The 24922-nt window shown below is 64.6% G+C and carries 20 protein-coding genes and 2 pseudogenes; 13 read left to right on the forward strand and 9 right to left on the reverse strand.

What is annotated here, in order from left to right:
* Nucleotides 1-111: 111 nt before the first annotated feature.
* On the forward strand, nt 112-1131 hold the full coding sequence (locus FUT88_RS03685; protein WP_147213863.1) for a hypothetical protein: 1020 nt from the start codon (nt 112-114) through the stop codon (nt 1129-1131).
* A 4-nt stretch (nt 1132-1135) separates the two neighbouring features.
* A complete protein-coding gene (locus FUT88_RS03690) occupies nt 1136-1939 on the forward strand; it encodes a DUF4239 domain-containing protein (RefSeq protein WP_147213864.1) in 804 nt (267 codons plus the stop codon).
* A gap of 121 nt (nt 1940-2060) precedes the next feature.
* On the opposite strand, the gene FUT88_RS03695 is transcribed toward FUT88_RS03690, so the two are convergent.
* Nucleotides 2061-4127, reverse strand: a complete 2067-nt coding sequence (locus FUT88_RS03695; RefSeq protein ID WP_147213865.1) for a sodium:solute symporter family protein — start codon at nt 4125-4127, stop codon at nt 2061-2063.
* A gap of 19 nt (nt 4128-4146) precedes the next feature.
* Nucleotides 4147-6129, reverse strand: a complete 1983-nt coding sequence (acs, locus tag FUT88_RS03700; RefSeq protein ID WP_147213866.1) for an acetate--CoA ligase — start codon at nt 6127-6129, stop codon at nt 4147-4149.
* Between the two features lie 202 nt (nt 6130-6331).
* On the opposite strand from acs, the gene FUT88_RS03705 reads away from it, so the two are divergent.
* The 5 genes from FUT88_RS03705 (at nt 6332) to murI (ending at nt 11766) form a co-directional block, all read left to right on the forward strand.
* Nucleotides 6332-7303 carry a DMT family transporter gene (locus tag FUT88_RS03705; RefSeq protein ID WP_147213867.1) on the forward strand — a complete coding sequence of 324 codons (972 nt, stop codon included), beginning with the start codon at nt 6332-6334 and terminating at the stop codon, nt 7301-7303.
* 88 nt (nt 7304-7391) lie between these two features.
* Complete coding sequence (locus FUT88_RS03710; protein WP_012436002.1) at nt 7392-7931, forward strand: TIGR00645 family protein; 540 nt, start codon at nt 7392-7394, stop codon at nt 7929-7931.
* A gap of 85 nt (nt 7932-8016) precedes the next feature.
* The gene (locus FUT88_RS03715; protein ID WP_147213868.1) at nt 8017-9111 is read left to right on the forward strand and encodes an Acg family FMN-binding oxidoreductase; all 1095 of its coding nucleotides are present in this window, start codon (nt 8017-8019) and stop codon (nt 9109-9111) included.
* 262 nt (nt 9112-9373) lie between these two features.
* Nucleotides 9374-10897, forward strand: a complete 1524-nt coding sequence (locus tag FUT88_RS03720; protein WP_027681113.1) for a fumarate hydratase — start codon at nt 9374-9376, stop codon at nt 10895-10897.
* A 20-nt stretch (nt 10898-10917) separates the two neighbouring features.
* Complete coding sequence (gene murI, locus FUT88_RS03725; RefSeq protein WP_147213869.1) at nt 10918-11766, forward strand: glutamate racemase; 849 nt, start codon at nt 10918-10920, stop codon at nt 11764-11766.
* 62 nt (nt 11767-11828) lie between these two features.
* Here murI and FUT88_RS03730 read toward each other — a convergent pair whose 3' ends face one another.
* On the reverse strand, nt 11829-13106 hold the full coding sequence (locus tag FUT88_RS03730) for a dicarboxylate/amino acid:cation symporter (RefSeq protein WP_147213870.1): 1278 nt from the start codon (nt 13104-13106) through the stop codon (nt 11829-11831).
* A 371-nt stretch (nt 13107-13477) separates the two neighbouring features.
* On the opposite strand from FUT88_RS03730, the gene FUT88_RS03735 reads away from it, so the two are divergent.
* From FUT88_RS03735 to FUT88_RS03755, 5 genes are all read left to right on the forward strand, one after another.
* Nucleotides 13478-13819: a DHCW motif cupin fold protein gene (locus FUT88_RS03735; RefSeq protein ID WP_147213871.1), complete on the forward strand. Its 342-nt coding sequence runs from the start codon at nt 13478-13480 to the stop codon at nt 13817-13819.
* A gap of 136 nt (nt 13820-13955) precedes the next feature.
* Nucleotides 13956-16019 carry a ribonucleoside triphosphate reductase gene (locus FUT88_RS03740; RefSeq protein ID WP_147213872.1) on the forward strand — a complete coding sequence of 688 codons (2064 nt, stop codon included), beginning with the start codon at nt 13956-13958 and terminating at the stop codon, nt 16017-16019.
* Nucleotides 16016-16192, forward strand: coding sequence for an anaerobic ribonucleoside-triphosphate reductase (nrdD, locus tag FUT88_RS03745; protein WP_147213873.1), 177 nt, complete (start codon nt 16016-16018; stop codon nt 16190-16192). Before FUT88_RS03740 ends, nrdD begins: the two co-directional genes overlap by 4 nt.
* Complete coding sequence (locus FUT88_RS03750) at nt 16155-16868, forward strand: anaerobic ribonucleoside-triphosphate reductase activating protein (RefSeq protein ID WP_147213874.1); 714 nt, start codon at nt 16155-16157, stop codon at nt 16866-16868. Before nrdD ends, FUT88_RS03750 begins: the two co-directional genes overlap by 38 nt.
* 4 nt (nt 16869-16872) lie before the next feature.
* Nucleotides 16873-17550, forward strand: a complete 678-nt coding sequence (locus FUT88_RS03755; RefSeq protein ID WP_147213875.1) for a Crp/Fnr family transcriptional regulator — start codon at nt 16873-16875, stop codon at nt 17548-17550.
* Nucleotides 17551-17570: 20 nt separating this feature from the next.
* Here the strand turns inward: FUT88_RS03755 and FUT88_RS03760 are convergent, their stop codons facing one another.
* The 6 genes and pseudogenes from FUT88_RS03760 to FUT88_RS03785 all read right to left on the reverse strand — a co-directional run bounded on the left by FUT88_RS03760 (nt 17571) and on the right by FUT88_RS03785 (nt 24026).
* Nucleotides 17571-17960, reverse strand: a complete 390-nt coding sequence (locus FUT88_RS03760; protein WP_147213876.1) for a putative zinc-binding protein — start codon at nt 17958-17960, stop codon at nt 17571-17573.
* A 13-nt stretch (nt 17961-17973) separates the two neighbouring features.
* On the reverse strand, nt 17974-18399 hold the full coding sequence (locus FUT88_RS03765) for an SCP2 domain-containing protein (protein ID WP_147213877.1): 426 nt from the start codon (nt 18397-18399) through the stop codon (nt 17974-17976).
* Complete coding sequence (locus FUT88_RS03770; protein ID WP_147213878.1) at nt 18396-19280, reverse strand: U32 family peptidase; 885 nt, start codon at nt 19278-19280, stop codon at nt 18396-18398. The genes FUT88_RS03765 and FUT88_RS03770 overlap by 4 nt, the downstream gene beginning before the upstream one ends.
* Nucleotides 19281-19290: 10 nt before the next feature.
* Nucleotides 19291-20307: a peptidase U32 family protein gene (locus FUT88_RS03775; RefSeq protein ID WP_147213879.1), complete on the reverse strand. Its 1017-nt coding sequence runs from the start codon at nt 20305-20307 to the stop codon at nt 19291-19293.
* A gap of 45 nt (nt 20308-20352) precedes the next feature.
* Nucleotides 20353-21633 carry a hypothetical protein gene (locus FUT88_RS03780; protein ID WP_147213880.1) on the reverse strand — a complete coding sequence of 427 codons (1281 nt, stop codon included), beginning with the start codon at nt 21631-21633 and terminating at the stop codon, nt 20353-20355.
* A 74-nt stretch (nt 21634-21707) separates the two neighbouring features.
* Nucleotides 21708-24026 (reverse strand): annotated as a pseudogene (locus FUT88_RS03785) (AAA family ATPase).
* 516 nt (nt 24027-24542) lie between these two features.
* Here FUT88_RS03785 and FUT88_RS03790 point away from each other — a divergent pair.
* A pseudogene (locus tag FUT88_RS03790) lies at nt 24543-24922 on the forward strand (energy transducer TonB); the annotation flags it as partial.

Raw genomic sequence — 24922 nt, forward strand, 5'->3', positions numbered from 1 at the left:
ACGGCCCACCCAGCCGACGAAGGCCACCATGCAAGCGAAGATCTCAGACTTGCGGTGCAGCATGTTCCGCGCCGTCCTGCCCCCCATGCAACGCAACGACCGGAGGCGGGCGTGATTCCGCTCGCCCTCATGCATTGGTTGCGGCCGGGCGCGGTGCCTCCTCGGCATGCAACCGCGCCCCTCGTTGATCAGCTGCGTGACGAGTGCGCGGCCATGGCCCGCTATGCCCTGCACCACGGACTGCCGGTCGCGCCCGAACTCATCGCGCAGCTTGGCGCACTGCTCGACGGTCAGATGCCCCCGCATGCCACGCCCCACCACGCACTGGCGACCATTCACCGCAAGCTTGCAACGACGATCGCACCGGCCACGCCGCAAGCGGTGACGCTGCTCGACGCACAGCATCGCTCCGATCACTCATTCGCGTGGCTCGGTCCGGTGCCATTGATCCGGCTGCTGACCGGCGCCGCGATCGTCTTTCTGGTCGCCGTGATTGGCACCGGCATGTCGCCTGACGTGTCGAGCGCGAACATCGACCGCGGCTTCCTCGATTCGGACGGCGCGCCCCTTCTTTGGAACACGTTGTTCCTGCTGTTCTGCGCGGGCCTTGGGGCCTCGTTTGCCGCGCTGTTTCAGGCACATCGCTATGTGGCCGCGTCCACGTACGACCCGAAGTACGACGCCTCTTACGGCGCGCGGTTGATCCTCGGCGTGATCGCCGGGTTGATCCTCGTCGAGATGCTGCCGGCACAGTTGTTCGACCACGGCAGCATGCACAACTTCGGCAAGCCGGCGCTCGCGATGCTCGGCGGCTTCTCTGCCACGGCGGTGCACCGGTTGCTGCAACGGCTGGTGGATGCGCTCGAAACACTCGTACGCGGCGACCGCTCCGCCGATGTGGACGCGGCCATGCAGGCCTACCGCGCCCGCGCCGCCAGGGAGCGCACGCAGTGGCAAAGCGAACTCGCCGCCAACCTGATCGATCTGCAGCAGTCGCTCAACAGCACCGCCTCGCCGGAGGCGATGCGCCAACGTTTGACCGATTTCACGCGCGCCATGCTCTGCGCCAGCGACCCGGCGGCGGGCGCCCCCTCGCCTCTCTCGACCCAGTCATCCAAGTCCAAGGAGTGACCGCATGCTGTTCCTCTACAACATCCCCGCATGGGCGATGGGCGCGATCATCGTCTTCGCCACGCTATTCGTGGCATTGGGCGGCTACGGGCTGTTCCGCCGCTGTTTCCCGGTCACGCTCGACGCCGAACAGCGCAACATGACCATCGCCATGATGACGGCCGTCACCACCATCAACTCGTTGCTGGTCGCGTTTTCGGCCATCTCGGTATGGGGCGCGTATCAGGCGGCCGCCGACATCGTGGCCGCGGAAGCGGCGTGCGCCACGGAACTCGCGCGCGATCTCTCGGCGTTTTCCCACCCGAGCGCCACAAGTGCGCGCCGAGAGCTGATCGCGTATCTGAGCCACGTCGTCCACGACGAATGGCCAAGCATGCAGCAGCAAGCGCGCCCGGATGCCGACACGGAGGTCGCATTCAACAGCATGTTCGCCACGGCCAACCGCATCACACCGCGCGACGACCGCGAACGCGTGCTGCTGATCGAGGTGCTCGCTCGCGTCAACGAGATGGTGAAGTACCGGGAAAAACGCCTGCAGAACCTGGAAGCCGCGATGCCCGCCACGCTGTGGGGCGTGATGTTGATCGCCAGCGGCCTGTCGCTATTGCTGCTCTATGCGCTGCCGGCCACGCGGTTTCACATGGCGCTGGTGGCGGTGTGGGCCACCACGCTGGGCCTGGCGTTCTTTTTCGTGCTGGCCGTGGACCGGCCCTTTGCGGGCGAAGTCAGCGTCAGTGCCGCGCCGCTCGAGCGGGCCATCCAGACGCTCTCGAACGATAAGCCGCAGATCAATCCGTTACCGGACTGAGCGCGCGCCACTTCGCCGCGCTACCCCCAATCGCGATGTGGGCTGGCGGGAGAGGCCAGCCCGGGGCCGGAGGCCCACACTTCGGCCCTGCCCTTTGCCGGCTCGTCGGGAGCCGGCTTTTTTACAGCGGATCGCGAATGTAGCCGACGAGTTTGTCGACCACTGGCCGGTTCGGCTTGGTCAGCAGGCTCACGACAATCGCCGCCACAAACCCGGCCGGTACGCCGAACGCACCGGAGGCGATCGGATCCACGCCAAACCACGGCTGGCCCAGCACGCCGGTCATGCGCGTGAAGAACGGGTAGTTGGCGATGATGTAGTACACGCTCACGGCAAGGCCCGTCAGCATGCCGGCAATGGCGCCGGCACGGTTGGTGCGTTTCCAGAACACGCCCAGCACCAGTACCGGGAAGAAGCACGACGCCGCCAATGAGAAGGCCGCGCCGACCAGGAAGAGGATGTTGCCCGGCTTCAATGACGTCACATAGGCGGCCAGCAACGCCACGCCGAGCAGCACGACCTTGGCGCTCGTGACACGCCGCTGGTGGCTGGCCGTGTTGTCGATCATGTGAAAGTACACGTCGTGCGACAGCGCGTTGGCAATGGTCAGCAGCAGGCCATCGGCCGTCGACAGCGCCGCCGCCAGCGCACCCGCCGCAATCAGCCCGGACAGCACGTAGGGCAGCCCCGCAATCTCGGGAGCAGCCAGCACGATCATGTCGGGCTGCATCATCACCTCGGCCCACTGCACGATGCCGTCACCGTTGATGTCATGCAGCGCAAACACGGGCGGATCGACCTTGCGCCAAGGCACGATCCACTGCGGCAGGTCGGCAAACGGGGCGCCCACCAGGTGCTGCAGCAGATCGAGCTTGACGAGCGCCGCCAGCGCTGGCGCCGACACATACAGCAGCGCCACGAAGACGAGCGTCCAACTCACCGAGTTGCGTGTCTCTCGCACCGACGGCGTGGTGTGAAAGCGCGTGAGGATGTGCGGCAGGCTGGCCGTACCGACCATCAGGCAGAACACCAGCAGCACGAAGTTCAGCCGCTCGGTGCCGCGCTCGTTTTCTGATGCAGAGGGAAACGGCTCGGTGGATGGCGGCGCCATGCGGCTGCGCGCCAGTGCGTCTTCTCGTTGCTGGTTCCACAGGATCGACGCGGTGGCTGCATCGGGCGGAAACTCTTCGCGCTCACGCTCCAGCGCCTTGATCTCACGCAGCGGCGCATTGCGTTCGCGTGCAAGTTTGAGCTGCGCATTCAGCGCTTCGCGCGCATGGTCGAACGACTGCGGCAACTGCGAGATACGTTCCTGCAGCGCCTGCGCTTCGTTCAGAAAATGGTCACGCACGTGCTGCTCGGCAGGGTCGTGCGCGATGCGCCGCTCCTCTTTCTCGATCTGCACCAGCAGGCGGCCCGTCGACAACTGCGGCACCGGATCGTGATACCGATGCCAGCCGATGATCCCCACGACGCACAGGAACGACACAATCATGATGATGTACTGCGCCACCTGGGTCCACGTCACAGCGCGCATGCCGCCCAGGAACGAGCACACCAGAATGCCCGCCAGCCCGAAAAACACGCCCACCGAAAACTCGACACCGATAAAGCGCGTGACGACCAGCCCCACACCCTGGATCTGCGCGACGAGGTAGACAAACGAACACAGCGTCGCGCCCAGCACCGCGATGCCGCGCACGACCGAGCTGCCGCCGCGCTCTCCGTTGCCGTAGCGATTGGCCAGGAAATCCGGCACCGTGTAACCACCGAACTTGCGCAGGTAAGGCGCCAGCAGGAAAGCGACAAGGCAGTAGCCGCCCGTCCAGCCCATCACATACGCCAGGCCCTCATAGCCTGAGGCAAACACGATGCCCGCCAGGCCGATGAACGAGGCGGCGCTCATCCAGTCGGCTGCGGTGGCCATGCCGTTGAAGAACGCCGGCACGCGACGGCCCGCCACGTAATACTCGGTCAGGTCAGCCGTGCGGCAGATCAGCCCAATGCACGCATAGATCGCAATCGTGACGAACAGGAACACGTAGCCGAGCCACACGCCCGGCCCGCGCACGCGTTCGATCGCGCCCATCATCACGATGAAGAGCACCAGCCCTGCGGTATAGAGCCCGTAATAGAGAAACAGCCGCTTGCGGAAGCGGCTGTCTTGGTTCGAGTCGGTGGCCAAGATTGGCGACCAGCGCTGGCGGTTAGCGGGTTTCCTTCAGTTGATCGAGGATGGCCGGGTTTTCCAGCGTGGAGGTGTCTTGCGTGATGTCCTCGCCCTTGGCCAGCGAGCGCAACAGGCGGCGCATGATCTTGCCCGAGCGCGTCTTGGGCAGGTTGTCGCCAAAGCGGATGTCCTTCGGCTTGGCGATCGGCCCGATTTCCTTGCCGACCCAGTTGCGCAGCTCGTTGGCGATCTGCTTGGCTTCGTCGCCATCGGGGCGCGAACGCTTGAGCACCACGAACGCGCAGATGGCTTCGCCGGTCATGTCGTCGGGGCGGCCCACCACGGCGGCCTCGGCCACGATCGGATTGGCCACCAGCGCCGATTCGATTTCCATCGTGCCCATGCGGTGGCCCGAGACGTTCAGCACGTCGTCAATGCGGCCCATGATGGTGAAGTAGCCGGTGTCCTTGTCGCGGATCGAACCATCGCCCGCCAGGTACAGCTTGCCGCCCAGCTCTTCCGGGAAGTAGCTCTTCTTGAAGCGCTCCGGGTCGCCCCAGATCGTGCGGATCATCGACGGCCACGGACGCTTGACGACGAGAATGCCGCCCTGCCCGTTCGGCACGTCGTGCCCGGTTTCATCGACAACGGCGGCCATGATGCCCGGCAGCGGCAGTGTGCACGAGCCCGGCACCAGCGGCGTGGCGCCCGGCAGCGGCGTCATCATGTGGCCGCCGGTTTCGGTCTGCCAGAACGTATCGACGATCGGGCAACGGCCGCCACCGATGTTCGTGTGGTACCACATCCAGGCTTCCGGGTTGATCGGCTCGCCCACGGTGCCAAGCAGGCGCAGGCTGGAGAGGTCGTACTGCTTCGGGTGGACCTTCTCGTCCGCTTCGGCGGCCTTGATCAGCGAGCGGATCGCCGTCGGCGCGGTGTAGAACGTGTTGACCTTGTGACGCTGGATCATGTCCCAGAAGCGGCCGGCATTCGGATACGTCGGCACACCTTCGAACACGACCTGCGTGGCGCCGGCCGCGAGCGGGCCGTACGCGATGTAGCTGTGACCGGTCACCCAGCCGATGTCGGCGGTGCACCAGAAGATGTCGTCCGGTTTCAGGTCGAACGTCCACTGCATGGTGAGCAGCGCCCAGAGGAGGTAGCCGCCCGTGCTGTGCTGCACACCCTTCGGCTTGCCCGTCGAACCCGAGGTGTAGAGGATGAACAGCGGGTGCTCCGCGCCCACCGGCGTGACTTCGCACGTGTCCGGCTGACCGGCTTCAACCTCGTCCATCGCGCGGTCACGGCCTTCCACCCAGTTCACGTTGCCGTTGGTGCGGCGATAGACGATCACGTGCTTGATGGCTTCCGTGCCTTCCATGGCGAGCGCCTCATCGGCGATGGCCTTGAGCGGCAGCGCCTTGCCGCCGCGCATTTGCTCGTCTGCCGTGATGAGCGCCACGGCGCCCACGTCGACGATGCGCTCCTGCAGCGACTTGGCCGAGAACCCGCCGAACACGACCGAGTGCGTTGCACCGATGCGCGCGCACGCCTGCATGGCCACGATGCCTTCGATGGACATCGGCATGTAAATCACCACGCGATCGCCCTTCTTGATGCCCAGCGCCTTCAGGCCGTTGGCGAAGCGGCAGACGCGTGCATGCAATTCACGGTAAGTGACGCGCGATACCTTGCCGTCATCGGTTTCGAAAATGATGGCGACCTTGTCGGCGTTGCCGTTCTCAAGGTTGCGCTCGAGGCAGTTGTACGAGGCGTTGAGTTCGCCGTCTTCAAACCACTTGTAGAACGGTGCGTTGGATTCGTCGAGCACCTTGCTGAACGGCTTGTGCCACAGCAGGTGCTCGTGGGCGAGGCGCGCCCAGAAGCCTTCGTAATCGTGTTCGGCTTCGGCGCACAGGGCACGGTATGCATCCATGCCGGCGATGTTTGCCTGTTTGACAAAGGATTCGGGCGGGTTGAAAACGCGCGTTTCCTGCAGGACAGATTCAATGCCAGCCATGGTGTCTCCTGATAGCGATGTCTGTAGTCGTTTTGCGGCGAATCTAAGGGGCTGACCTGACTCCAGCCTTACGCATTTCTGCGGCGCAAGCCGACGTGAAGGGCATTACTATAATGCGTCACTTCACGTTACGGCACGCATCGCAGCGCAACATAGCCGGCCAGAGAGCCGCATCCCGTGCCGGTTCCACTGATTCCTCATCGTGCCCATCCACGCCCTTTTCCTGATTGCTGCCATGGCATTGGTCGGCAGCAACGTCGGCTTCGGTAAATCGATTGTTGCCGTCATGCCGGTGATGCTGTTCGCGTTGCTGCGCTTTCTGATTGCCATCGTCTTCATGGCACCGTGGTACAAGCCATCGCGGATGCGCCGCGTCACCCGCGGCGAGTGGACGAACCTGTTCCTCCAGGCCTTCTTCGGTACGTTCGGTTTCACGCTGCTGATGCTGAACGGTGTGCGGCTGACCTCGGCGCTGGCCGCAGGCATCATCACCAGCACGATTCCGGCCGCGGTGGCGCTGCTGTCGTGGCTGGTGCTGCGCGAAAAGCCTTCGGGGCGGACGCTGGCGTCGGTGGTGCTGGCGGTGGCCGGCGTCGCGATTCTCAACGCCTACCGCGGCGGCGAATCTTCGGGCGCTTCCCCTGCCGATGCGGCGCAGGCTCTGCTGGGCAATGCGCTGGTAATGGGCGCGGTGCTCTGCGAATCGATCTACGTGATCCTGTCGCGGCGGTTGACGCAAACGTTGCCCGCCATCGAGATCTGCGCCTACACGCACCTGATCGGCGGCCTGCTGATGCTGCCGCTGGGGCTGATGCCGCTGCTCACCTTCGATCTGTCCGGCGTGCCGTTGCCCATCTGGGGGCTGGTGCTTTGGTATGCACTATCGGCCAGCATCTTCTCGTTCTGGCTGTGGATGAAGGGCATTCGGCATGTGCCCGCTCACCTTGCCGGCGTGTTCACGTCGGTGCTGCCGATTGCGGCGGCCACCTACGGCATCGTCGCGCTGGGCGAAACGCCGGGCTGGCCGCACGGCATCGCGCTGGCATGCGTGGTGGCGGGGATTCTCGTGGCGAGCTGGCCGGCGCGGCCACGCCAGCGGGTACAGCAAGGGCGACAGCGCGGCCGCGTGGCCGATCCGCTCGACCCGCTGGACCCGTCGCTGGACCGGGAATGAAGCACTCGCAAGCGTTTTCCTGTAAGCGATTTTGCAGTCACCGAACGTTACAATCTCGCGGTTTTTAGACCACTCGCCCGTCCTGCCCATGAAGTCGCCCATCGCTCCGCTGCGCCCGATTCCGCGCCTGATCTTCTTTTCCCGCTGGCTCCAATTGCCGCTTTACCTGGGCCTGATCATCGCCCAGGCAGCGTATGTGTACCTCTTCGTCGTCGAGGTGTGGCACCTGGTTTCACACCTGGGCGACCTGGACGAAACCAAGATCATGCTGGCCGTACTGGGCCTGATCGACGTGGTGATGATCTCCAACCTGCTGATCATGGTGATCATCGGCGGGTACGATATCTTCGTGTCCAAGCTCGGCATCGAGGGCCATGAAGATGAGCCCGAATGGCTGGACCACGTCAACGCGGGCGTGCTGAAGGTGAAGCTGTCGATGGCGCTGATCAGCATCTCGTCCATCCACCTGCTCAAGACGTTCATCGACGCGGCCCAGAAAGACACGCACACGATCCTGTGGCAGGTGGTCATCCACGTGGCGTTCCTGGTGTCTGCGCTGGTGATGGCCTGGGTGGACCGCATTGTTTCGCACGCGCATCCGCACGGCGAGGCTGCCGACGCACATTGACGCACCTGCGCAAGCGCATTTCGGCTTGATCGGCGTCAACCGCCCCCGGCGCTGCGAGGGATAGCGTGCAGGCAAAGGAGGCGGCATGGACAGACGCGGCTTCATGGCGGGAACGATCGGCTTGCTGGCACTTGGCGGCGCAAGCAGTTGGGGCTGGCGCGCCTCGACCGGCTCGATGGATGAATACGCCCGCTATGCCGCAGCCTTGCGGGCCGATCTTCCGCCAGCCCCGCCGCTGCGCGAGCTCGTCCGGTTTGCGACGCTTGCTCCGAACAGTCACAACACCCAGCCCTGGCACTTCGCCATCGGCGACAGTGCGATCGCCATCCATCCTGATCTGGCACGGGCAACACCGGCCGTCGATCCAGATAACCATCACCTCTTCGTCAGCCTTGGCTGCGCTGCCGAGACGTTGCGGATCGCCGCGCAGGCAACAGGACGCCCGGGAGAGCTCCGGATCGACGACCGCGGCATCGTCACCTATGCCTTCTCGAACGGCGCGCCCCGCCCGGACCCTTTGTTTGGGGCCATTCCCCGGCGGCAATCCACGCGTGCCGAATTTGACGGGCGCCCTGTTCCGGCCGCCGATCTGCAAACGCTGGCACGGGTTGCCGCCATCCCAGGGGTGGATGTCGTCCTCGTAACGGATCGGCCCCGCATCAGCAAGATTCGCGATCTCGTCATCGCTGGCAACGACGCGCAGATGGCTGACCCGGCCTTCATCAGGGAGTTGAAACATTGGCTGCGCTTCAATCCGAAAGCCGCAATGGCATCAGGAGACGGCCTCTTCGCGGCGACGAGCAACAACCCCGTTCTGCCGGATGCGGTGGGCCGCCGCGCTATGAACCTCGCCTTCACAGCCAACTCCGAAAACCGGAAATATCGACGCCAAATCGACAGCTCAAGCGGTATCGCCGTCTTTATCGGCAGTCACGAAGACAAGGCGCATTGGATCGCAGCCGGCCGCGCCTGCCAACGCTTCGCCCTGGCCGCGACCCGCCTCGGACTGCGCTGTGCCTTCATCAACCAGCCAATCGAAATTGCCCAGGTGCGACCAGACTTGGCGGGGGTTGTTGGGGCCTCCGGCAAGCGCCCCGATCTTGTGATGCGGTTCGGCTACGGCCCTGAGTTGGCCTTCTCACCACGCCGCCGTGTGGAGGCGGTCATCACCTCCGCGTAGCGGGAAGCAAACTGCCGGGAACCCCTCCGCCAATGCATGCTTAGTCGGCGAACGAGGCTGCCGACGCACATTGACGCTGCGCCCTTGTTGGCGCGGCGATTCCGACGAATGCGCTCGGACAATCCGCGCCCGACATTGGGTGTATGATCTCAGGCTGTTCTGAGCCTGCGGCGCCCGCCGTCAGGTCACAGGCAGGGAGTGAAAGTCACCGACCACTGCCCTGCCGCACCGGCTTTTCATTCCTATACGTTGGTCCCCCACCATGACCGTCATTCGTCAAGAAGACCTCATCCAGAGCGTCGCCGACGCGCTGCAGTACATCAGCTATTACCACCCGATGGACTACATCACTGCTCTGGGCCGCGCCTATGAGCAGGAGCAGAGCCCGGCGGCCAAGGATGCCATCGCGCAAATCCTGACCAACAGCCGCATGTGCGCCGAAGGCAAGCGCCCGATCTGCCAGGACACCGGCATCGTGACCGTGTTCCTGAAGGTCGGCATGAACGTGCGCTGGGACGGCGCCACGATGAGCCTCGAAGACATGGTCAACGAAGGCGTGCGCCGCGCGTACAACGACGTCGACAACAAGCTGCGCGCCAGCGTGCTGGCGGATCCGGCCGGCAAGCGGACCAACACGAAGGACAACACGCCGGCCGTGATCAACATGTCGATCGTGCCGGGCGACACGGTGGACGTGATCGTCGCGGCCAAGGGCGGCGGCTCCGAGGCCAAGTCGAAGTTCGTGATGCTGAATCCGTCCGATTCGATCGTCGACTGGGTGCTCAAGACCGTGCCGACCATGGGCGCTGGCTGGTGCCCGCCGGGCATGCTGGGCATCGGCATTGGCGGCACGGCTGAAAAGGCCATGCTGCTGGCCAAGGAAGCCCTGATGGAGCCGATCGACATTCAAGACCTGATCGCCCGCGGCCCGAGCAACCGCGCAGAAGAACTGCGCATCGAGCTGTACGAAAAGGTCAACGCGCTGGGCATTGGCGCGCAAGGCCTGGGCGGCCTGGCCACCGTGCTGGACGTGAAGATCCTGGACTACCCGACCCACGCAGCCAACCTGCCGGTTGCGATGATCCCGAACTGCGCCGCCACGCGTCACGCGCACTTCACGCTGGACGGCAGCGGCGTGGCCAAGCTGGAAGCGCCGGACCTGTCGCAATGGCCGAAGGTCGAGTGGGCACCGAACACGGAAACGTCCAAGCGCGTCGACCTGAACGCGCTGACGCCGGAAGAAGTCGCCTCGTGGAAGCCGGGCCAGACGCTGCTGCTCAACGGCAAGATGCTGACCGGCCGCGACGCCGCCCACAAGCGCATCGCCGACATGCTGGCCAAGGGCGAGAAGCTGCCGATCGACTTCACCAACCGCGTGATCTACTACGTCGGCCCGGTCGACCCGGTGCGCGATGAAGTCGTTGGCCCGGCCGGCCCGACCACGGCCACGCGCATGGACAAGTTCACCGAGACGATGCTCGCGCAGACGGGCCTGATCGCCATGGTGGGCAAGGCCGAGCGCGGTCCGGTCGCCATCGAATCCATCAAGAAGCACAAGTCGGCTTACCTGATGGCCGTTGGCGGCGCGGCATACCTGGTGTCGAAGGCCATCCGCGGTTCGAAGGTGCTGGCGTTCGAAGACCTGGGCATGGAAGCCATCTACGAATTCGACGTGAAGGACATGCCGGTCACCGTCGCGGTTGACAGCTCGGGCACGTCGGTCCACAAGACCGGCCCAGCGGAATGGCAGGCGAAGATCGGCAAGATTCCGGTCGCAGCAGGCTGATCCGTCCGCTCACATTCAATATGACGACACGCGCGCAGGCACCGGTCGGGGTCTTTGATTCCGGCCTCGGAGGGCTCTCCGTCCTGCGCGCGATTCGCGCCGAACTGCCGGCCGAATCGCTTCTCTACCTGGCGGATTCCCGCCATGCCCCGTACGGGGAAAAATCCCCCCAATACATCGCCGACCGCACGCTGCGTGTGTGCGAATGGCTTGTCGACCAAGGCTGCAAGGCATTGGTGATCGCATGCAATACCGCCACGGCGCAGGCCGTGCACGTGCTGCGCGAAAGACTCGCGGTGCCGGTGATTGGCGTCGAGCCGGGCTTGAAGCCGGCGGTTGCGACGTCGAAGAGCCGTGTGGTCGGCGTGCTCGCAACCGAAAGCACGCTGCGCAGCGAGAAATTCGCACGCCTGCTGGCGGCTGCCTCCGGCGATTGCAAGGTGCTGAGCCAGCCGGGCTACGGCCTCGTCCCCCTGATCGAACGCGGCGATACCCACTCGCCCGCGGTGCTGGAATTGCTGCAAGCGTATCTGCAACCAATGCTCGACGCGGGCGCGGACACACTCGTGCTCGGCTGCACGCACTACCCGTTCCTGGAAGACGCGATCCGCGAGATCGCGGGCGATCGCCTGACGTTGATCGACACCGGTCACGCCGTCGCGCGCCATCTGGGCCGCACCTTGACGGCGGCGGGATTGCACGCGTCGGGCCAAGCTGCATCGCCGCGCTTCATGAGCACCGGCGACGTGCTTCCACTGCAAGCCATGGTGGCTGCGTTGCTCGGAGAGGCGCCAATGGCGCAGCGTGTCGACATTGGTGATGCGCCCCTGAACCCGGCCGTGGCCTCGATCGCTTCCCAGCCCGAATAACGCTGCGCAAATATGACAACGCCGCCCTGCAAGGCGGCGCGTTGTCATCTGCTGGCTTAACGTCAGCCGACCGTCGGCTGCACCGCGGGTTCGACGACTTCCTCCGCCGCTTCCTCTTCTGCCGGCTCGTACTTCGCCACCACGGCCGTGGCCAGGCTGTTGCCGATCACGTTGGTGGCCGTGCGGCCCATGTCGAAGAACTGGTCGATGCCGATGATCAGCAGCAGCCCAGCTTCGGGCAGGTGGAACATCGGCAGCGTGGCTGCCACCACCACCAGCGAGGCGCGCGCCACGCCAGCCATGCCCTTGCTCGTGAGCATCAGCACGAGCAGCAGCGTGACTTGCTGCGTAAAGCTCATCTGGATGTTGTACGCCTGCGCGATGAACAGCACCGCAAACGCCTGATACATCATCGAGCCATCAAGGTTGAACGAGTAGCCCAGCGGCAGCACGAAGCTGGCAACGCGCTTGGGCACGCCAAACTTTTCCAGTGCTTCCATCGTCTTCGGATACGCCGATTCGCTGCTCGCCGTGGCAAACGCAAGCATGGTCGGCTCACGAATCAAGCCCAGCAGACGGCCCAGCGACCGGCCCAGCAGCACATAGCCGACGAAGAACAGGATCGCCCACAGCAGCGCCAGGCCCAGGTAGAACTCGCCGATCAGCTTGCCGTACGTCCACAGCACGCCCACGCCTTCCACCGTGATGGCGGCGGCCATGGCGGCAAACACGCCCAGCGGTGCAAAGCGCATCACGTAGTCGGTAATGCGGAACATCAGCTTGGTGAGCTCTTCCAGGCCGCGGCCGATCACGGTGTCCATCGGGTTCTTCATCGTCGACAGCGCGGCGCCAAAGAACAGCGAGAACACCAGGATCTGCAGGATTTCGTTGGTGGCCATGGCCTCCACGATACTGCGCGGGAACACGTGCGTGATGAACGCCTTGAGGGTGAAGTCACCGGTCTTCAGGCCCGACGTGGCCGACACATCGGGCAGCGCCAGGTTCATGTGCACGCCCGGCTGGAAGAAGTTGACCAGCAGCATGCCCAGCGCCAGCGACGTGGCCGAGGCGCACACAAACCAGATCATCGCGCGCAGGCCGACGCGGCCAACGGAGCGGCCGCCGCTCATGCTTGCCAGGCCCGTCACCAGGGTCGAAAACACCAGCGGCGCAATGATCATCTTGATCATGCGCAGGAAGATGTCGGTGATGATGCTGAAGTACGAAGCGATGTCCTTGGCCGCCGCAGCGTCCTTGGCGTATTCGTGGCAGCCCCAGCCGACGGCAATGCCCAGCAGCATTGCCAGCCCGATGTGGGAGGTCAGACGTTTGGTGTTCAAGACTTTCTCCAAGGGATATCGTGGCCGGAGGGACGGCGCGCGACAGACGCGGATCTCATGGGGCCAAGGGCCGGCCCAAGTTCGTCACGCTTTGTAAAAAGCGACGATATTAGAGAAGCGCATGATCATCGTTATGTCGATGTTGCATAGCACCATGCAATTTCTGCATACATCGATGTGACGCGATTGACCCCGTGCTGCAATGCCGCATGGGCTGTGGATTTCGGCCGGTCCGGCGCGGATTATTGAGCGACACGCAATGCGGTCGGGGCGCACCAATAAGCGCAGTTTTCAGCACACGAGATGCGGCGCAGGCACCACGTATGCCGCTGATACCATCATGGGCTTACGTCAGCTACCGGAGTCTCACGATGAAAATGGCGCCCTTCGCTTTCGGCACGACCGACTGGTCCACTGTTGAACCGACCGAACACACCGGCGAGACCGGCATGGCGATCTGGCGCACCCGCTACTTTGGCGACGAGTCGAACCGTATCCGCGTGCGCATGGTGGAGTACACCCCGGGCTACCTTGCCGACCATTGGTGCAAGAAGGGCCACATCCTGTTCTGCCTGGATGGCGAACTGGAAACCACGCTGGAAGACGGCCGAAAGTTCACGCTCACGCCCGGCATGAGCTATCAGGTCGGCGACGATGCCGAAGCCCATCAGTCGTACACCAGGAACGGCGCCCGGCTGTTCATCGTCGACTGACAGCGACACGACCTTTCTGCGTCGCAAATGGCCCCGGTTGACCGGGGTCAAGCGATTTAAAAATCAAGGTCTTTACGACTCACCGACCACAATATGTAGTGCTAGTCTGACTCCATACCACTAGATGGAGTACCTCATGACGGGCACACAGGTCACCAGGCAAGTCACCAAGCGCGACGGTTCGTTGGCGTCGTTCGATGCGCAAAAGATCCACCAGGCCATCGCGGCAGCCGGCCAGGCCACCGGCGAATTCGACGCCGTCGAGGCGCAGCGCCTGACCACCGGCGTGGTTGCACATCTCGCCCCGCTGCCCTGCCCCGGCATCGAAATCATCCAGAACTGTGTGGAAGAGGTGTTGGTCGACGCCGGCTATTGGCGCACCGCGCGCGCCTACATCGTCTACCGCGAGCAGCATGCCCGGCTGCGCTCGCTCAAGCACACGCTGGTCGATGTCGAGAGCACGATGGACGAGTACCTCGAGCAGCGCGACTGGCGCGTCAATGCCAACGCCAATCAGGGCTACAGCTTGGGCGGCCTGATCCTCAACGTGGCAGGCAAGGTCACGGCCAACTACTGGCTCTCTCACGTCTACAGTCCCGAAGCGGGCGCGGCGCACCGCGAGGGCGACCTCCACATCCACGATCTCGACATGCTTTCGGGCTACTGCGCAGGCTGGTCGTTGCGTCAGTTGCTGACGGAGGGATTCAACGGCGTGCCGGGCAAGGTGGAGGCGACGCCGCCGCGGCATATGTCCGCAGCGATCGGGCAGATCGTCAACTTCCTCGGCACCCTGCAAAACGAGTGGGCCGGCGCACAGGCGTTCAGCTCCTTCGATACGTACATGGCGCCGTTCATCCGCCGCGACGCGATGTCGTATGCGGCGGTCAAGCAGTCCATGCAGGAGCTGATCTACAACCTGAACGTGCCCAGCCGCTGGGGGACGCAAACGCCGTTCACCAACCTCACGTTCGACTGGACGTGCCCAGCGGACCTGCGCGAACAGGTTCCGTACATCGGCGGCGAAGAGATGCCGTTCACCTACGGCAACCTCCAGCCCGAGATGGACATGATCAACCGCGCGTACATCGAGGTCATGATGGCGGGCGACGCGAAGGACCGCGCATTCACGTTTCCGATTCCCACCTACAACATCACGCCCGATTTCGATTGGGAACACCCGAACACCACGCTGCTGTTCGAGATGACGGCACGCTACGGGCTGCCCTACTTCCAGAACTTCCTGAATTCCGATCTGGAGCCGCACATGGTGCGCTCGATGTGCTGCCGCCTGCAGCTGGACCTGCGCGAGCTCCTCAAGCGCGGCAACGGGTTGTTTGGGTCGGCCGAGCAGACCGGTTCGATCGGGGTGGTGACGGTGAACTGCGCGCGATTGGGTTATCTCTACGCGGGCGATGAGGCGGCGCTGCTGGCGCGGCTGGATACGCTGCTTGCGCTCGGCCGCGACGTGCTGGAGGTGAAGCGCAAGTTTGTGCAGCGGCTGATCGACCAGGGGCTGTACCCGTACACGCGCCGCTACCTGGGCACGCTGCGCAACCACTTCAGCACGCTCGGCGTGAACGGCATCAACGAGATGGTGCGCAACTTCACGCAAGATGCCGACGACATCACCACGCCATTCGGCCACGCCATGGCCGTGCGCCTGCTCGACCACGTGCGCCAGCGCATGACGGAATTCCAGGAGGCGACGGGGCACCTTTACAACCTCGAAGCCACGCCCGCGGAGGGCACGACTTATCGCTTCGCCCGCGAAGACCGCAAGCGCTGGCCGGGCATCCTGCAGGCCGGCACGACAGCCCAGCCGTATTACACCAACTCCAGCCAGCTGCCCGTCGGCTACACCGACGACCCGTTTGAAGCACTGGCGCGCCAGGAAGCGCTGCAGAGCAAATACACGGGCGGCACGGTGCTGCATCTGTACATGAACGAAGCCATCTCCTCGCCGCAGGCGTGCAAGGAGCTCGTGCGCCGCGCGTTGGCCAACTTCCGCCTGCCGTACATCACCATCACTCCGACGTTTTCGATCTGCCCGAAGCACGGCTATCTGTCCGGCCATCACGCGTTCTGTCCGAAATGCGATGCAGAACTGCTGGCTCAGCAGCCTCACGGCAAGTGCGGGTGCGCAACGGCGGACACCCCAGGTTCTTCCACCCACCTCCATCACGAAGGAGCCTCCGTATGACTACCGTTGCACAAACCGCCAACCACACCGCTGCACTCGACGACAGCCAGCGCACGCGCTGCGAAGTCTGGACCCGCGTGATGGGTTATCACCGGCCCGTCAGCTCGTTCAACATCGGCAAGCAAGGGGAATTCTGTGAACGCCGCTTCTTTGTTGAAGACCGCGCCCGCTAAGCCAACGCACTGCCTGCCGCCGGCCATCGGCGGCCTGGCGCCGTTCTCCAGCGTCGACTGGCCCGGACAGCTTGCGGCAGTCGTGTTTGTCGCGGGCTGCCCGTGGCGCTGCCATTACTGCCATAACCCGCACTTGCAGACGCGGGCGCGCACGCTGGATTGGGACGATGTCTTCGCGTTTTTGCAGCGTCGCGTGGGGCTGCTCGATGCGGTGGTCTTCTCCGGCGGTGAACCGCTGAGCGAGCCTCATCTGCCGCAACTGATGCGCGACGTGCGCGCGCTCGGCTACAGGATTGGCCTGCACACCGGCGGCATTTATCCGGCGCGCCTGGCCGACGTACTGCCGCTTGTGGACTGGGTGGGACTCGACATCAAGACGAGCGCACCGCGCTACGACGCGCTCACATGCCGCCGCGGCAGCGCTGCGCCGGTCGATGCGTGCCTGGATCTTCTGCTGCAGAACGGCAGCGCATTTGAGTGCCGCACCACGTGGCACCCCGATTGGCTGCCAGAACCCGAGCTTCTTGCGCTGGCGCAAAACCTGAGCCTGCGCGGCGTGAAACACTACGCATTACAAGCCTACCGAAGTGCCCCCGGAACCCCGGCCATCACGCTGCCCAGCGAGGGCACCCAGCGCGCATTGGCCGCCTGCTTTTCTTCTTTCTGTTGCCGGTGACACCATGCAAGACCCCCTTGATGTGGGCGCTCTGCTCAAGCACAGCCCGCTGTTCCAGGACTTCGACGACGGTGACATGGCCGTGCTCACGCGTGAGAGCCACGCTGTGCGCGTGTCACGGCACGACTTCGCGTTTCACCGTGGCGATCGCGCCGATGGCTTCTATGTCGTGGTGGTCGGAGCCATCAAGCTCGTATTGCCGGGCACACACGGCCAATGCAAGGTCATCGAGTTCTTCGGACCTGGCGAGTGCTTTGGCGAGCCCTTCATGTTCCTGAACCGCCCCTATGCGGCGGACGCGCAGGCCATGGAAGACAGCCTGCTGGTCTGGATCGGCAAGCGCGCCATCGACGATGCGCTGCACGTGCATCCGCGCCTGGCGCGGCAGATGCTCGCAGGGCTGTCAGCTCGCCTGCACACATTGATGTGCGACATCGAAACCGTGAACCTGCAAAGCGCGAATGAACGGCTGATCGGGTATCTGCTCTCGCTGCCGCGCAAGTTTGACCGCACGCGGTTTCCATGCAGCAAGAGCCTGGTCGCGTCCAAGCTTGGGCTCGCGCCGGCCACGCTTTCCCGTACGCTGCGTCAGTTGGTTCGCGACGGGTTGATCCGGGTGGAGGGCCGCGAGGTGGTCATCCCAAACACCACGGCGTTGCAGCGTCAGCTCATCGCTGGATAAAGATAGAGAATCGACGCAGATCAATCGCCAGCGGCGTCGAGGCGATGCTGCAGCGTGTTGACGGCGTCGTCCACCAGCGCGGCGGCGACACGCAGTTCTTCGTCACTGCAATCGGCGTGATAGCGCTTTTTGGCGCCAGATTGATTGAGCACGAGATGAATGTCCGGCGCCACGCCCGCCGTTGCCAGGCAGGCCCTGACGCACGCCAGCGCGCAACCGTCGAGCGCGAGGATGGGCCGCCCGCTGCGTGCTGTCTTGACCAACGCGCGCACCCCGCCGCCGACGCCGCTGATGCAGGACATCTCCGCCCTGCCCGCGCGATCGAGATCGACGGCCAAGCGGTTTGCCGCCTGCGCGACGCTCGAACAACCCGAGCACGCATAGACGAGCGGCAACGCACGTGATGACATGGCGCCCCTCGTCCTACCGCGATTGCCAGCGGGCAAGCCACGCCGGGCGTGCGGCCGCATCAAGCCAGTTCTTGACGATCAGGCCAAGCTCCGTGTCGCCTGCAATCTTGAGGCGGCGCTGGAAAAACAGCGTGTCCGCATCGGCAGTCCCGCGAATGAGCGCCACAAAATCGCCCACGCCTGCACGCAACTCCAGCTCGGGCTCAGGGCTGGACGCAGAAAGCATGTGAAACGCTCCGCCGCGGCAGCAAAAACAGGCGCGCAGGCCCAGGTCCTCCACGGTGATGGCGAACCGGCGTCCGTCCAACTCCGGCGGCGGCGTCAGCCAGGAAAGACGCCGGGCCAGATCGAGCCCCATCACAAAGGGAAACGACGTCACCGGTGCCGGCAGGCGACGCGCCATGCGAACAAACACTTCGGGTGGGCGCAGGCGCGTCATTGCGGCATCTCCAGCCACTCAATGCCGGACTGCCCGTGCCAGTAGCCGTTGCAGCGTCCAATGCCTTCGGGAGGCTGCACGTCCCGCACGGGCAGACCCAGGCGCAGGGCATCCAGTGCCGCCACGGCGTCGAGCGTGCCCCGCGATTGCGGGCTGACGCGCAGCACCTTCACGCCCAGCGCAGACAGCGCCGGCGCCTGATCGAGAATGTCGAGGCATTGCCCCGATTGCGTCTGGATACCGTTGATGGCGAGGAACTCCTGCCCTTCGCGCGTGCGCACCGCAAGGCCGTCGGGATGCTCAATGCAGCGGAAGCCGCAGTCGTCCTTATTCAGGCGAAAGTGCCGCGCCGTAAAGCAACGTGCGGAGAATGCCAGCGGCAAGCGCCCCCACACCATCGCCTCGATCGCCAATTCGGCGGGCTTCTCGCGCATCAGGTCGGCCAGTGTGGCCTGGCTCATCTCCAGCGGCATGACCGCGCGCACCGCGCCCAGCCCAGCCAGCCATGCCAGCGTCGCGCCGTGATACGCGTTGCAATGCGGCCCTGCAACGAACGGCCGGCCTTTCAGCAACCGTACGGCGCCAAGCTCGCCGGCTTCCACCATCCAGGCGTCTTGCTGACATTGCTTGCGCAACGCCTGCGCCTCGGCACTCGTTTCGATGAGCGTGCGCGTCGACAGCACCACCGACTTGCCGGCCTCGCGCAGCATGGCCGCGATATCGAGCCAGTCGTCCGCCCGCAATTCATGGCGACGGCTGCAAACCGTTTCGCCCACGTAGACGATGTCGACCGGGCTGGCCGCGACTTCTGCATAGAAATCAAACGTCTGTAGCCGCGGCCAGTAGTACAGCAGCGGACCAAGCGAAATTTCGTAAGACATGATGTGCCTTCTATTTCCAGGGCCGATCAAACGCGCCCTGCGTGACGTGTGCGCCTTCGGCGTGGCGCACGAGTGCAGCCTGCCAGTCAGGCTTGACGGAGAAGCGCGCCGGGTCCGCCTGAGCGGCATCCAATGCAGCGCGCAACGTGGCCACCACCTGCGCGACATACGCCGGACTGCGCTGGCGCCCCTCGATCTTGATCGCCGATACGCCCATGGCGAGCAGCCGCGGCAACAGGCTCAGTGCGTTGAGGCTCGTGGGTTCTTCGAGCACGTGGTCGACCTCGCCGTCGACCAGGAAGCGCCCCTTGCACAACGTCGGATACCCAGCCGGCTCGCCCGGTGCGTATTGGTCGATCATGATGTTGTTCAGGCGCGCATCCAGACTGCCACCCCGCTCTACCCAGCGCACCGCATGCGCCGGCGAACACACGCCCTTGTTGTTGGGCGAATCGCCGGTGGCATACGACGACAACAGGCAGCGCCCTTCGGCCATCACGCACAGGCTGCCAAAACCGAACACTTCGATCTGCACCGAGGTCTGCTTGATCACGCGTTCCACTTCAGTCAAGGTCAGCACACGCGGCAGTACGGCCCGGTGGATGCCGAACTGCTCGCGCATCAGCTCGATGGCGTCCGCATGCGTGGCAGAACCCTGCACGGACAGGTGCAGGCGAAGGTTTGGATAGCGGTCGCGCGCATAGGCCATCAGCCCAGGATCGGCCAGGATCACGGCATCGGCGCCCAGCATGTAGGCAGCATCGATTGCCATGCGCCACTCGATGGCACGGCCCGGCTGCGGAAACGTGTTGATGGCAAACAGCACCTGGCGCCCTTTCCGATGGGCAAATTCGACGCCGGCGCGGATGTCGCTCTCGGTAAAGTTCAGGCCGGCGAAGTTGCGCGCGTTGGTCGCATTCTTCAAGCCGAGATAGACCGTGTCGGCCCCGGCCTCCACCGCAGCCTTGAGTGCGGCCAGGCTGCCGGCGGGCGCCACGAGTTCAATGGGGGAAGCGTTCTGTGTCATGGCGGCCAGTCTGCGACTTGTCCGCCAATGTGGTTTTGCGTTCCGTCAATCGCGCGCAAACGCTCGCGAGACACGGCGAAACGTCAGCAGCGCGCGGCCCAGCATCGCGCCCAGCCACACGTGCGACAGCGCGAACAACATGCCCGCGGTCACCGCCATCCGTTCAGGCTGCAACGGGACCAGCAACAACGCCAGCAACACGAGCAGCAGCAAGCGCGCGTGCCAATGCTGTTGCCGCTCGCCGATCAACGTCTGCATGGCCGGCAGCCGCACATGCCGCGGCACCCGCTTGCGCAGGTGCATCCAGATCATGAACGGGATGATCTTGCCGAGCATCGCGTTGACAGGCAGCACGCCGCCGCCCACCACGGCCAGCACGCCCATCTCCCACGCGATCGGCCAGCCTGATGGCAGCCACGATGCGCTCAATCCGAGCACGGCCACCGCCAGCCAGGCAGTCACCGCGGCCAGCCACAACCGCCAGCCCGGATCGTGCCGACGGCGCGCACCGGACACGGCACGCACGCCCACCATCGCCAGCGCAGCCAAGGCAAGCCATCCCCATGTCTGCCAGAACACCGTGCCACCCACGCTGGCGCACACGCTTCCGACAAGCAGGGGCGCCCACAGCCACCACGGCATCAGCCGATACCAGGACGCTGGTAGACGCGGTGTTTGCCAGAACATCGGCAACACCGTCGACGCCACGCCCGCGAGCAACGTCGCCAGCCAGCCGCCGAGACCCCAGCCGACATGCAGGTTCAGCAGCACTGGCGATGGCGCAAACCATCCGGTAGCCAACGCCGTGGCAAGCGTTGCGCCGCTCGCCAGCGTTGCCAACAAGGCCCAGCCGATGCGGCGCAGTGTTCGCACCGTCGCGTGCGTGGCGCGCGTCTGCCTCACACGCATGCCGGCAAGAAGGATCAGCATTGCGGGCACCGCCAGCAACGGCGCCCCCATCCACGCAGCCAACACGAACGCGCGTTGGTCCGCGCTCAAAAAGCCCGTTGCCAGCGCAGACGCCGTTGCCACGCAAGACAGCGCCACCCACGGCGACACCCATCTCGCGCCGCGCACAGGCACACCGGCCACGACCGGAAGCAGTTGGAATAGCGCGCCGAGCATCGCCGGCAAAAGCATGCCGACGGCCAAGGCGTGAACCAGCGCGAGCGACAGCGGAGCAAACCGGTCAGGCAAACCCACAGACGGCCCCAGCGCCAGCAGAAGACCGGCCGCCGCGCCCACCCACGGCACCGGCAGCAGGCAGCCGAACACCACGCCGGCAGGCGGCATGCGTTCGTAGAAAAGCGTGGGGGCAGTTGGCATCTGGCCGCTGAATATCCATCCAGCCGACCACGTTAGCGCAGACGCGTCCACAAACCGTTGATGCGCGTTAAGCGTCAGCGCGGCGTGAATCCAATCGAGCGCCGCTCCCGCAACTCCGGCTTGATGGAATGCTCCTGCCGCAGTTGGGCAAGGAAGGCCTCGGGGTCAAGCGTCTCGCCCAGCAGCACAGACTGCTGCTTGACCACCGCAAAATCACCCGGCGTAAGCATGTCGAGCGACGCCAGCATTTCGCGCCACACCGGCTTGAGCGCCTCGGCTTTGCCGCCCAGTGCCTCGGCAATGAACATCTGCTCGCGCTGCGCCCGCACGAGCGGCTTGAAGCGGATCTTGAACGCAAACCGCCGCAGCGCCGCCTCGTCAATCCGATCAAACAAATTGGTGGTGCAGACAAAGATGCCGTCAAAGCGTTCCATGCCTTGCAGCATCTCGTTGACTTCCGACACCTCGTAATTGCGGACCGCGCCCTGGCGGCTCTGCATGAAGCTGTCCGCCTCGTCGAGCAGGAGCAGCGCGCGCTCCTCTTCGGCGCGCGCGAACATCGCCGCAATCTGCTGCTCGGTTTCGCCGACGTACTTGCTCATCAAGTCCGACGCGCGGCGGATCATCAACGGCATGTCGAGTTGCGCCGCGATGTGCTCGGCCAGCACCGTCTTGCCGGTGCCCGGCGGCCCGTAGAAGCACAACGTGCCGCGTCGCCGCGCACGCAGCGCTTCGATAATGCGCTCGACGGAGAACCGGGTCTCCAGGTTCAGATAGTCCAGCTTGTATTCCGTCACGACGCGGTGCGCCGGCACATCAGGACGCAAGCCCATCGCCTGATCGGCGTGGTCGAGCTGACGTTCGATCAGCGACTCGGCAGACTCCTCCATTGCCGGCTGCGTCAGACGTGCAAAGCGTGCGGCGGAATCGATCTGCGCAGGCGTGAGCGTCTTGCGCGCCGCCAGCTTGGCCATGAATGCGTCCGACACCTCCAGCCCTTCCAGATGCTTGCGGATGATGCTTTCGCGCACCGTCGGCGGCGGCACCTTCAGCTCAAGGTGGAACTGGAAGCGGCGCAGATACGCCGGATCGATCTGGCGAATGGAATTCGATACCCAGATCACCGGCACGGGGTTCTGCTCGAGCGTCTGGTTTACCCACGCCTTGCCGTTGACGGAGCCACGCGGCTCTTCGTGGCCGAACAGGCTCATCAGCTCGCGCGTCGGGCCGGGAAATACGTCTTCCACCTCGTCGAACAGCAGCACCGCGCCGGGCCGTCCGCGCAGAAACGCCTGTGACACCTGCAGAGAGCGATAGCGGTCTTTGCCTGTGAGGCTGTTGCCGTCCTTGTCGAGGCAATCCACTTCGTACAGCTCGCAGCCGGCATCGCGCGCCAGCACGCGGGCGAGTTCGGTCTTGCCGGTGCCGGGCGCGCCATACAGGAGGATGTTCACGCCGGACGCACGCTGCTGCGAGGCGTTTTCCAGCAGCGCCGTGAGGTAGCGCGCATCGGTTTCCACATGCGGGTAGTCGGACTGCGACAGCGTGGTCGGCGGCGCGGGGCGCGTGAAGACGGCCATCATGTCCGCCTCGCTCGCGTAGTCGCCCAGCAGCACGTGCAACAGGCGGTCGGAGATACGCATCAGATCGCCCAGATCGGTGACGCTGTTCTCGGCAGCGGCGGCTCGATGAGACCCAGCGTCTCGAGGCGCGAACCGGGCCGCAATGACACAGCAACCTCGGCCGTGCTTGCACCCGCCAGGTTGGCGAGCAGCTGGAACGCCTCCTGGCTATGCGCGACCTTGCAGTCGACCATCACGGCGCGCAGGTCGCGCTTGTATTTCACGAGGGAGGCAAACAGCAGCAACGCACGTTGTGCGGCGGCAGGCCGAGCACGCGGGCCAACATGTCGATGTTGCCGACCAGCAGGACGCGCTCGCCGGAGAGCCGCTCGGCCAGCGCATCGCACGACGCGCCGAACACGGTGAACATGTCCTTGGCGTGATGCTTGACGTATTCATCCAGGTAATAGAACAGGGAGCCTTCATCGAAGGCGCTGCTCCACTGACCGTGGCGCTCCATGAAGGTCGCAGGTCCAGCTTGCCGACCGCGCGCCAGCCTGGCATGTCGGCGCAGCGCGCAGACAGAAAGCGCTGCAGCCGCTGGATGACCGTCACCGGCCAGATCAACTCCGGCGCGCACACGGTCAGGATGTCGTTGATATTGGTGCGCAGATTGAAGCGCAGCCCCATCGCGCAGACCGTGCGCAAGGCAAATTGCGCGCACATGGAATCGAGCGAGGACAACAGCAGCGCCTGCGGCTGCCTGCCGCCCGTGGGGACGAATGTGCCATCGTCGTCAGCGTCGTCCATGTTGAGGTTGGCTTCATCCATGGTCGCCCCCTTCTTCCCCGTTTCACGGTTGGCCGGCCGGTCACCGTGTTTGAATGATTTTCATCCTAGCGCGTTTGCGCACACAGCGTACCCCGGGTGGACCCGTGTCTTTGCAAGTTGCGCGCCCGCAGCGCCTTAAATGGCCAACCGCCTGCACAGGCAGTTTCCCGCCATCAGCCGTCTGGACGTGAGCCTCACCCCACGAAAGAGAGGGAAATTCGCGCGCAAATAGGAATCATTATCGTTTATACTTTGCCTATCGGCCTCATAGACTGAACGCAAACTCTGTTCGGTTGTCGCAACACTGTTGCACTTGCAGGCCTACAATACCTGTCACGCTGGCGGCGGCCCGCTGGCTTCAACGCTAGGCGCCATGGAATTGCTCCTGAGTCTGCTCATCAGCATTGGGGTTTCACTGATCGTCTTCGGCAAGCGCTGACGCCGCGCCGCTTTCGTCGTTCATCCCACCACCATCGCATCGCACTCCTTTTTTCTGCTTTCGATTCACGGTCGTTGATGATTCACCCTCGTACTCTCAAGATCCTGGTGGTCGTGCTGTTGCTGCACGCGGGCGTGCTGATGCTGATTCAGCTTGGCCTGATCGCGCCGCGCCCGATTGTCGAAGAACCGCTGGAAATCCAGGCGCACATCATTCCGGCCGCGCCTGAGCCAATCAAGCAACCGGAGCCGCCCAAACAGCAACCGGTCAAGCAAGAGGCGCCCAAGCCCGTCAACATCGTGAAGCCGGTCGCGCAGCCCAAACCCACGCCGATGCCGACGCCCACACTGCCGCCGTCGGACAACGCCCCGGTGGTGCCCGCCGCGCCGCCCGCGCCGCCGGCACCGGCTCCAGAACCTGCGCCCGCGCCGGCGCCCGTGTCGTCCGGCCCGATCAG

This window comes from Ralstonia sp. TCR112 (assembly GCF_007997035.1).
Taxonomy (GTDB): domain Bacteria; phylum Pseudomonadota; class Gammaproteobacteria; order Burkholderiales; family Burkholderiaceae; genus Ralstonia; species Ralstonia edaphi.

Coding starts and splice junctions, on each gene's coding strand:
- FUT88_RS03690 (WP_147213864.1), top strand. CDS start 1,136: ATGCTGTTCCTCTACAACATCCCCGCATGGGCGATGGGCGCGATCATC.
- acs (WP_147213866.1), bottom strand. CDS start 6,129: ATGGCTGGCATTGAATCTGTCCTGCAGGAAACGCGCGTTTTCAACCCG.
- FUT88_RS03710 (WP_012436002.1), top strand. CDS start 7,392: ATGAAGTCGCCCATCGCTCCGCTGCGCCCGATTCCGCGCCTGATCTTC.
- FUT88_RS03715 (WP_147213868.1), top strand. CDS start 8,017: ATGGACAGACGCGGCTTCATGGCGGGAACGATCGGCTTGCTGGCACTT.
- FUT88_RS03720 (WP_027681113.1), top strand. CDS start 9,374: ATGACCGTCATTCGTCAAGAAGACCTCATCCAGAGCGTCGCCGACGCG.
- murI (WP_147213869.1), top strand. CDS start 10,918: ATGACGACACGCGCGCAGGCACCGGTCGGGGTCTTTGATTCCGGCCTC.
- FUT88_RS03735 (WP_147213871.1), top strand. CDS start 13,478: ATGAAAATGGCGCCCTTCGCTTTCGGCACGACCGACTGGTCCACTGTT.
- FUT88_RS03740 (WP_147213872.1), top strand. CDS start 13,956: ATGACGGGCACACAGGTCACCAGGCAAGTCACCAAGCGCGACGGTTCG.
- nrdD (WP_147213873.1), top strand. CDS start 16,016: ATGACTACCGTTGCACAAACCGCCAACCACACCGCTGCACTCGACGAC.
- FUT88_RS03755 (WP_147213875.1), top strand. CDS start 16,873: ATGCAAGACCCCCTTGATGTGGGCGCTCTGCTCAAGCACAGCCCGCTG.
- FUT88_RS03760 (WP_147213876.1), bottom strand. CDS start 17,960: ATGTCATCACGTGCGTTGCCGCTCGTCTATGCGTGCTCGGGTTGTTCG.
- FUT88_RS03765 (WP_147213877.1), bottom strand. CDS start 18,399: ATGACGCGCCTGCGCCCACCCGAAGTGTTTGTTCGCATGGCGCGTCGC.
- FUT88_RS03770 (WP_147213878.1), bottom strand. CDS start 19,280: ATGTCTTACGAAATTTCGCTTGGTCCGCTGCTGTACTACTGGCCGCGG.
- FUT88_RS03775 (WP_147213879.1), bottom strand. CDS start 20,307: ATGACACAGAACGCTTCCCCCATTGAACTCGTGGCGCCCGCCGGCAGC.
- FUT88_RS03780 (WP_147213880.1), bottom strand. CDS start 21,633: ATGCCAACTGCCCCCACGCTTTTCTACGAACGCATGCCGCCTGCCGGC.